The sequence below is a fragment of the Clostridium sp. 2218st1_F5_2218SCRN_220325 genome, assembly GCF_039062665.1.
Lineage (GTDB): Bacteria > Bacillota > Clostridia > Peptostreptococcales > Peptostreptococcaceae > Intestinibacter.
Genome location: NZ_JBCLNH010000021.1, coordinates 33840 through 43121 on the forward strand (window position 1 = coordinate 33840; position 9282 = coordinate 43121).

The following is a 9282-nucleotide window of genomic DNA, read 5'->3' on the forward strand; positions in this document are numbered from 1 at the left end:
GGGGAAATAAAATGGTTATAAACTTTAATAAGAAAAGGAGAAAGATAGCCTTAGTTATACTTATTATACTCTGTGCTATAGGGGTATTTTTTCTTATTAATCATAAGACAGAGAATGATACTATGCAAATAGTAGATGACAAACAAATAAATAATTACATAATTGATGTTGTATTTAATGATAAAGATAAGATAATTGAGTGTAATCAAAATATTACATATGTAAATAATACTGGCAAAACTTTAGACAAGTTGTATATGCATATCTATCCAAATGCTTTTTCGGATAGCGAAACATGCCCTTTTGAAAAGGAAGAAATGGAACAAGCTTACCCAAATGGTTTTAATAGGGGATACATAGACATATTAAACATTTTAAATAGTAATAAAAAATTAAAATACAATATAACAGGAGATAAAAAAGATATTTTAGAAATCCAATTAGATAAAGAGTTAAAAAAGGGTGAGAAATGTTCTATCGATATGAAATATAATGTGAAATTACCTAATTGCTTAGGTCGTTTTGGATATGGTGATGATACGATAAATATAACTAACTGGTTTCCAATAGCATGTGTTTATGATGAAAAAGGATGGAATTTAGGAAGTTACTCAGCAATAGGAGACCCATTTTATAGTGATACAAGTAATTTTACAGTTAATATTTTAGTTCCAAACAAATATGAAATTGCTAGTACAGGTTCAATAATAGAAGAAAAGAAAGATAAAGATAAAAAACTTTGTAAGTTACAAGCTAAAAAAGTAAGAGATTTTGCAATGATATTAAGTGATAAATTTATAATAAATAAAAGTGTTTATGGAAAAACTTCTATTATTACATATAGTTTAGACAAAGATTTAGCAGTTGAGGCAAATAAAATTGCAAAAGAATCAATAAAAGTATTTAGCGAGTTGTTTACAGAATATCCATACGATACATATTCAGTAGTAGCGAGTGATTTCTTTATAGGAGGAATGGAATATCCGACTTTAGTAATGATAGACAAAAATTTATATGATGAAGATAGTAAGTTCTTGCTAGAGTATGTAATTGCGCATGAAACAGCACATCAATGGTGGTATAGCATAGTTGGAAATGATGAAGTAAGTGAACCATGGCTTGATGAAGCGCTTACGGAATATTCTACTATTTTATATTTTGAAAGCAGATATGGTAAAGACGTAAGTGATAAATTGATGAAGACTATGAAAGTTCAAAGTGAAAATTATAGAGGAGAAGATATGTTTAAAGCAATTAATGAATTTGGTAGCTCATCAGAATATAGTTTAAATGTATATACAAAAGGTGCAGTAGTTTTTAATGAAATAAGAAAAGAAGTTGGAGATAAGATTTTCTTTGAAACATTACAAGAATACTGTCAGAGTTATATGTTCCAAAATGTTAATGGAGAACAATTTATGAAATTATGGAAGGATAAAGGGGTGGATATAAATAAGATAGTTGATAAATGTAGTTAAGATATATATAATGTTTAAGATATAAATAATGAGGTAATCTTTAAATAGGGTGTGGAAAAACGTCTCACACTCTATTTTTTTGGTATAATATTATGTAGAAGTTAAGATAGAGAGGAGCGGTAAGGTGTTAAAATATTGTTCAATTGGAAGTGGAAGTAGTGGGAATTGCCATGTTGTAACTTATAAAGATACGGGAATTTTAGTAGATGCAGGACTAGCAGGAAAAACAATAACATCAGGAATACAACAAGCTGATTTTGATATAGAAAAAATACGTGGAATATTTATAACTCATGAACATTCTGACCATATAAAAGGTGCAGGAATTATGTCTAGAAAATTAGATATACCTATATATGCAAATTTAAAAACATGGTGTTCAATGAAAGATAAAATCGGAAATATAAAAGAAGAAAATATGGTGGTTTTTGATAATGATAAAACTTATGTTTTAGGAGATTTAAAGATAAGACCTTTTTCAATACCACATGACTCGGAAGATGCAGTGGGATATAATATCTATTCAGAAAAAGAAAAAATGTCTATAGCAACTGATATAGGATATATAACTGAAAATATAAGAAAAAATGTAAAAGGTTCAAAATTAGTAGTGTTAGAATCAAATTATGATCCTAATATGCTTATGATGGGAAGTTATTCATACGCACTTAAAAAGAGGGTAATGTCTGAAGGCGGTCATTTATCAAATGAAGAAGCTGCAAGTTTTTGCATAGAGCTAGTAGAGGGAGGAACGGAATCAATACTATTAGCACATTTAAGCAAAGAAAATAATTTTCCTGAGTTAGCATATGCAACATCAAAAAATGTTTTAACTAAAAATAACATGATAATAGGAAAAGATTTAATATTAGATGTATTATCAAGAGATAAAGTTTCAAAGGTTTATGAACTATAGAAATATGAATGGACAAATTTAATTAAGGGGGAAATATATATGTTATATTTTGAAAATGATTATTCAGAAGGGGCACATGATAAAGTTTTAGAAGCATTAATAAAAACTAATTATGAGAAACTTTCTGGATATGGAAGTGATGAATATTGTGAAAAAGCAAAAGAAAAAATTAAAAAAGCTTGTGGATGCGAAAATGCAGAAGTTTATTTTTTAGTTGGTGGAACACAAACAAATCAAATAATTATAGATACAACATTAAAACCATATGAAGGAGTTGTATCAGCGGAAACTGGACATGTCAGCGTGCATGAAGCAGGAGCTATAGAATATACAGGACATAAAGTTTTAACAGTTCCACAACATAATGGAAAAATAGATGCAACAGAGCTAAAAGATTTTTTAGAAACATTTTTTAATGATGGAAACCATGAACATATGGTATTTCCGGGAATGGTTTATATATCACATCCAACAGAATATGGAACATTATATACAAAAGATGAATTAGAAAAAATATCTACGATTTGTAGAGAATTTGAATTACCATTATTTTTAGATGGTGCTAGATTAGGCTATGGAGTAATGGCAAAGGAAACTGATGTAGATATCAAAACCATAGCAAAATACTGTGATATTTTTTATATAGGTGGAACAAAAATTGGAGCATTATGTGGAGAAGCAGTAGTATTTACTAAAAATAATATGCCGAAACACTTTACAACAATGGTAAAACAACATGGTGCTTTACTTGCAAAAGGAAGATTATTAGGTGTTCAATTTGATGCATTATTTACAGATAATCTTTATTTTGATATAGCAAAAAATGCAATATATATGGCAGAACTATTAAAAAAAGGACTAGCTGATAAAGGATATAAGTTTTACTTAGATTCACCTACAAACCAGCAATTTATCATATTAGAAAATAGTAAAATGAATGAACTATCAAAATACGTTAGATTTAGTTTTTGGGAAAAATACAATGATTCACATACAGTAGTCAGATTTGCAACAAGCTGGGCTACAAAAAGAGAAGATGTTGAATCATTAATTGCATTATTATAAATAAAATATTAAAAAATCGTCCGCCACTATATTTGGCGGATTTTTTAATGCTAAATTTATACATTAGAGGTTTAAAATTATAAAAATAGTTAGTAAAATAAATATTTATCCACTGTTTTCTAATTATCAACTGTGGATATGTGGATAAGTATGTGAATTTTTGTTTATTTCTAACTATTGCAATAAATCTTGTATTTTAAAATATATACAAAAGCAAATTGGTATAATATAATCAAATAGGATTATTTAAATGTAGAATAAAGCATTTTAACATTTAATAAAAAAGGAACGATAATATATAAAGGAGGAAATGCTACTTATATAAAGTAGTATAGATTATATGAGAATAAATATAGTATGCGTCGGAAAAATTAAAGAAAAATATTTGAAATTAGGTATAGATGAATTCAAAAAAAGATTATCTAAATATTGCAAATTAGAAATAATAGAGCTAGAGGATGAAAAAGCTCCAGAAAATCTAAGTGATAAAGAAATGTTAATTATAAAAGAAAAAGAAGGGAAGAAAATTCTATCTAAGATAAAAGATAATAGCTATGTTATAGCTCTTGCAATAGATGGAAAAAATTTATCATCAGAAGAACTTGCACAGACTATAAATAAATTAGGTGTAAGGGGTGTAAGTAACATAACTTTCGTAATTGGTGGTTCGTTAGGTCTTTCAGATGAAGTTTTATCAAGAGCAGATTATAAGTTATCTTTCTCAAAAATGACATTCCCACATCAATTAATGAGATTAATTTTATTAGAGCAAGTCTATAGAGCTTATAGAATAAATAATGGAGAACCGTATCACAAGTAACGGAGCGTGTTTATATAAAAATGACCGTCATCAAGTAAATTTTTATTTACTTGGTGACGGTCTTCTATATATAAAAATTATTATTTTTTAAATATTCCAAATGGTTTACCAACTGGTAAGAATACTCTTCCGAAGTGAGTATTTAATACTGCAGCACCACATCCATAGAATGAAACTATAGCTATAGCTAATTCAGAGTAAGCAGCTAACATATGAGTTGCATGCTCCATTATTCCGAATGAAGTTAATGTTAATCCTATGAATAAGAAGTCTATAAGAACAAATATAGTGAATAATACTTTATGAGTTTCCATAGCTCCTATAGTCATGAATATAGTGAATATTAGGTATCCTAAGTAAGCGAATCCTAATTGTTTTGTATCACAAGCAGCAGCTAATTTTTCTCCGAACACACCGTTTTGCATTAACCAAGTGAATCCTACTGCATACCAGAAGAATGCATAAGCACCGAATGCAGTTGCACCGAATGTATTGTTGTGTTTGAAATCATTTATTGATGCCATTAATTGAGCACTTGCTCCTAAGAATATAGCCCATGGGAAAACTAGAGATACACCATTAGTTAATCCAAGTTTTTGAGATGAAGCTACTAATGTTATTATTGCTAATCCGAAAAGTCCTAATGCTGAAGGATCAGCAGTTACAACTTTAACTTTTGTTTCGTTATTCATCGTGAAACCTCCTATAAAAATATATTAATTAATGTACTTTGTATACACATACCTATATATAATACCAAAAAAATTGATTTAGGTATACAAAAAATATAAAATAGTTAATAATTGGAGCATATATTTTTTTAATAAATATATAAAAATACCCCTTATGATTTTTAAATTAATAAATCATAAGGGGATAGTATTTAAAGTGATTTAATTATTTCTTCTAATTTCTCAGATAGAGTTCTTGCACGCTCAAAATCAGTATCTTTTAATGCATAAGCAATTTGCATCTCAAGAGATTTTTTCTTTTCTTCAATTTGTAGATAGTCTTTGTCAAAGTGATTAGCATAAATCATTTTTCTAAATTTACGCATGCTTACTTTTCTTACTGTTTTATCTTCAATAAGAAGAACATAATCTGCACAGTTAACTATGAAATGGTAATCATGAGAAACCATTAATATAGCACCTTTATAATTTTGGATAGCTTTTTCTAAAGCCATTTGCGAATAAATATCTAAGTGGCTTGTAGGTTCATCCATTAGTAACATATTTGCTTTACTAGCAGAAACTTTAGCTAGTTGAAGGATATTTTTTTCTCCACCAGATAAAGAATCTATTTTTTGTGTAAGAATATCTGAATCAAATCCATATCTTCCAAGATATCTTCTTATTTCACCATAAGTTTCAAAACCAACATCATAGAATTCTTGAAGTATTGTGTTAGATTCGTTTACTACTTCACTTTGCATTTGAGATAAATATGCTAATTTAATATTTTCATCTATTTTAATAGATTCATTATTATTTTTGAATATTTGCCTTAATAAAGTAGTTTTTCCAACGCCGTTTGTACCAACTATAGCTACTTTATCAGTAGATTTTATTTCAAAGTTAACATTTTCTAAAAGTGTTTCATCAAATGAAATACCAAAATCAGATGTTTTTAAGGCTATAGTTTCTTCAATTTCATTATTAGTTTCTAAGTTAATGTAAGGTTGTTTTATATCTACAAATGGATGTTTGATTCTATTTGCTTCTAATCTTTCTTGAATTTTAACTCTAGCTTTTAATGCTCTACCTCTAGAAGCATCTGCATTATAAGTTGCTTTTTCTCTTAATACTTCGATTAATGCTTCATTTCTAGCGATTTCTTCTTCATCAGCCATTGCCATCTCTTGTAATTCAATTTTAGTTTGAAGAAGAGAGAAGTTATAGTCAATATATCTTCCATCAAATTCTTGAAGTTCAGTATTTTCAAGATGAATAATTTTATTGAAGCAATGGTTTAATAAATATCTATTATGTGTAATTACTAAGATAGTTTTTTTATGAGAATTAATTAAGTTTTTTAATGCATTAAGATTTTCAAAGTCTAAGAATACATCAGGTTCATCCATAATCATTAAATCTGGGTTATTAAGCATTTCTTTTATTACTTGGATAAGTTTAAATTCTCCACCACTAAGTTCAGAAATCATTCTATCTCTGTGATTACCGAAGTCAGCTATATTTAATTTCTTGTTGATATTATTTTCATAATTATCACCATCGATTGCATCAAATGCATCTAAAACTTCTTGATATTTTTCTAATACAGTTTCTATATCGTCAGTAGTTCCCATCTCAGCACAAAGAGTAGCTATTTCATTTTCAAGTTTTATAAATTCTTCTGCAATATACTCAAAAACAGTTATATCATTTGCTTTGTCTCTTTGAGTGAATTGGCTTACGTATCCGATTTTTAAGTTTGGCTCCATTTCTAACTTACCATCAAATAGGTATTTTTCTGGATCTATGATTATATCTATAAGTGTACTTTTTCCACTACCACTTGCACCTATAAAAGCACAATGTTGACCTTCTTCTAATGTAAATGAAACATTATTATATAAGTCCCTTTGTGGGAATGAGTACGATAATTTTTCAAATTTTATCATATAATTACCTCTCTTTATTATTTAAAAAAATCGCCATATTTTAACGGTCTTTTGGCGAATTTACTTTTGATAGAATAACATTTTTTATAACTAATTTCAATTATTTAAAATTGGATTTTTAGTAGAGTGAGTAGTTTATATTTATTGACATATATAATGATATTGTAAATTAATATTGTAAATATTAGAATTAATGATAAGATACAAAATATATAGATAGTACAAAGACAAATTAAGGAGGAAATTAAGTTGAAATATAATGTTGATGTAGAAGCGACCAATTCGTATTTAGATACATATAATGAACATTGTCAGTGTATGTATTGCAAAAATTATTTAAAAACTTTTGAAAAAGAATATCCAAAAGCAACAAAGGTATTAGCTGAGCTAGGTATTAATGTAGATTATCCATTAGAAATAATAGATTTTTGTTGGAATGAAAAAGGAGATAAGCGTATTTACGAAAGTTACTATTCAGTTAAAGGCGAATTATTTGAAGATAAGACTGTATTATATGATGAAGATGCAGTTATAACATTATATAGACATGATACTGATGCACATATTTATGTTAATACAGGTATGTCAAAACCATACTTTATTGCACAAGTAACAAATATTGAATTACCATGGGTATTAGAAGAACAACCATTTGATTAAAAAATTATTGATATGTTTTAAGATAATAAATAAGGGCTTAAAAAGCCCTTTTCTATTATAATTATTAATTTTAATTATTGTATAAATTTGATTCTATACAATAGTAACATTTTTTATTTTGAACTTAAACTATCTCGATACTGTTTTGGAGACATACCTGTTTCCTTTTTAAATAATGTATAAAAATAAGATGTATTATTAAGTCCAATCAAATCTCCTATTTCGGCTATGGACAAGTCCGTAGTTTTTAATAATTCAAGAGAAGTATCAATTCGTTTTTTATTAATAAATGTAATAATATTAAACCCAGTTTCTTTTTTAAATAATCTTGTAAGGTGATCAGGAGATAAACCTATTTCATTGGCAACTTTCTTAACAGAGAGGTTTGATGATAGGTTCAAATTTATAAAAGTAAAAGTAGCTTTTACAGTAGGAGAAAATTGGGATAGTGAATGTTTTTTTGTCAATAAACAATAAGAACGGACCATTTCTTGAGGGAAATTATTTAATGTTTCAAAAGATGGTGCATGTTCTATTTTTTTTGCCCATTTTCTTGATAACTCATCTAAATATATAGGAGGAACACCGCCCATATGTGAGGCTTTACGGAATAAAGTATTACCACTTAATAATAAATTTTTTGTATCTCTGATTGAATCAGATGCGTTATTAATATCACTTAGGCTTGAACTATATTTTTCAAGATGGGCTTGTGCACGATTTAAATCCCCTTTTGTAATATAAGATAAAAGTTTCCCTTCTGATATGTATCTTTCCTCAAGTATTTTATACATAGAAGTTCGATTCATCTCTTCTGTAAAAATATCATAGCTTGAATCTTGTTTAGACAAAATACTTAAGTCTAAATTATTTATTTTGGGTGGAATAGAACTTTTAGTAATATATTCATTAATAGTATATAAAATTTCAAATATCTCAGCAGAATCTATAGAAGGAACTGACTGATAATATAGTTTTAGTTTTGCAGCATAATCTAAGCTGAGTTGTAAATTGCTTATAATTTCATAAACTAAATTACCTGTAATAGGATTTTCTAAAAATGGACCAATCATAAGATGTTCATCACGATTTTCTGAGATGCATAGTGTGTAATACTGAGTATTAAATGGTGTGGTTATATTTGTAATTACCGAACTTCCGCATTGATTAAGGTAAATTTTTAAACATTTTGTAAGATGATAATTTATCATTGATGAAAAATCAGAATATCCTTCTGTACGAAGTGATTCTAATGTTGATTTTTGGAATTTACGTACTTTCACAGGAATACATTTTGATAATAATTTTATTGTAAAATCTAAAATATCTGTTTGCATAAAACAATCTCCTTTATAGTTATATAATATATAATAAAAAATTTTTAAAAAACGTATATGTGAATATTATAATCGGATTTGAGCATTATGAAAACCTTTTTTTGTGATACAATTAACATATCGTTATAAAAAATAACAAATTCAAAACATGTGTTAAATATATTGCAGTCAGTACTTGCAATATAAAAATATGTATTATAACTTCAATGAGATTAGAATATGCATTTTGTTTTGAGATAAAAATAAGGGGGAAATATATATGAGACAAATATATAATTTTAATACTAAATGGGGATTTTCTAAAGAAGCTGTAGAAGCACCAACTACAATGCCTGAAAGATGGAATTGGGTTAACCTACCTCATACTTGGAACAATATAGATG

At 27.4% G+C, this 9282-nt stretch carries 8 protein-coding genes; 5 read left to right on the top strand and 3 right to left on the bottom strand.

Annotation, left to right across the window (positions count from 1 at the left end; all coding sequences use genetic code 11):
* The first annotated feature begins 122 nt into the window (after positions 1–122).
* The 4 genes from ABCM86_RS12030 to rlmH all read left to right on the top strand — a co-directional run bounded on the left by ABCM86_RS12030 (position 123) and on the right by rlmH (position 4279).
* Positions 123–1478 carry a M1 family metallopeptidase gene (locus ABCM86_RS12030; RefSeq protein ID WP_243269560.1) on the top strand — a complete coding sequence of 452 codons (1356 nt, stop codon included), beginning with the start codon at positions 123–125 and terminating at the stop codon, positions 1476–1478.
* 124 nt (positions 1479–1602) lie between these two features.
* Entirely contained in the window at positions 1603–2394 is a 792-nt protein-coding gene (locus ABCM86_RS12035; protein WP_343004066.1) for an MBL fold metallo-hydrolase, read from the top strand.
* Between the two features lie 39 nt (positions 2395–2433).
* Positions 2434–3459, top strand: coding sequence for a low specificity L-threonine aldolase (locus ABCM86_RS12040; protein WP_195929901.1), 1026 nt, complete (start codon positions 2434–2436; stop codon positions 3457–3459).
* A gap of 340 nt (positions 3460–3799) precedes the next feature.
* Positions 3800–4279 carry a 23S rRNA (pseudouridine(1915)-N(3))-methyltransferase RlmH gene (gene rlmH / locus ABCM86_RS12045; RefSeq protein WP_195929900.1) on the top strand — a complete coding sequence of 160 codons (480 nt, stop codon included), beginning with the start codon at positions 3800–3802 and terminating at the stop codon, positions 4277–4279.
* Positions 4280–4359: 80 nt separating this feature from the next.
* Here rlmH and ABCM86_RS12050 read toward each other — a convergent pair whose 3' ends face one another.
* A complete protein-coding gene (locus ABCM86_RS12050) occupies positions 4360–4971 on the bottom strand; it encodes an acetate uptake transporter (RefSeq protein WP_195929899.1) in 612 nt (203 codons plus the stop codon).
* A gap of 191 nt (positions 4972–5162) precedes the next feature.
* Positions 5163–6902, bottom strand: coding sequence for an ABC-F family ATP-binding cassette domain-containing protein (locus tag ABCM86_RS12055; RefSeq protein ID WP_343004067.1), 1740 nt, complete (start codon positions 6900–6902; stop codon positions 5163–5165).
* A gap of 249 nt (positions 6903–7151) precedes the next feature.
* Here ABCM86_RS12055 and ABCM86_RS12060 point away from each other — a divergent pair, with 249 nt between their 5' ends.
* Positions 7152–7562, top strand: coding sequence for a hypothetical protein (locus ABCM86_RS12060; RefSeq protein ID WP_295763680.1), 411 nt, complete (start codon positions 7152–7154; stop codon positions 7560–7562).
* Positions 7563–7675: 113 nt separating this feature from the next.
* On the opposite strand, the gene ABCM86_RS12065 is transcribed toward ABCM86_RS12060, so the two are convergent.
* On the bottom strand, positions 7676–8899 hold the full coding sequence (locus tag ABCM86_RS12065) for an AraC family transcriptional regulator (RefSeq protein WP_343004068.1): 1224 nt from the start codon (positions 8897–8899) through the stop codon (positions 7676–7678).
* Between the last annotated feature and the right edge of the window lie 383 nt (positions 8900–9282).

Coding starts and splice junctions, on each gene's coding strand:
- ABCM86_RS12030 (WP_243269560.1), top strand. CDS start 123: ATGCAAATAGTAGATGACAAACAAATAAATAATTACATAATTGATGTT.
- ABCM86_RS12040 (WP_195929901.1), top strand. CDS start 2,434: ATGTTATATTTTGAAAATGATTATTCAGAAGGGGCACATGATAAAGTT.
- rlmH (WP_195929900.1), top strand. CDS start 3,800: ATGAGAATAAATATAGTATGCGTCGGAAAAATTAAAGAAAAATATTTG.
- ABCM86_RS12050 (WP_195929899.1), bottom strand. CDS start 4,971: ATGAATAACGAAACAAAAGTTAAAGTTGTAACTGCTGATCCTTCAGCA.
- ABCM86_RS12055 (WP_343004067.1), bottom strand. CDS start 6,902: ATGATAAAATTTGAAAAATTATCGTACTCATTCCCACAAAGGGACTTA.
- ABCM86_RS12065 (WP_343004068.1), bottom strand. CDS start 8,899: ATGCAAACAGATATTTTAGATTTTACAATAAAATTATTATCAAAATGT.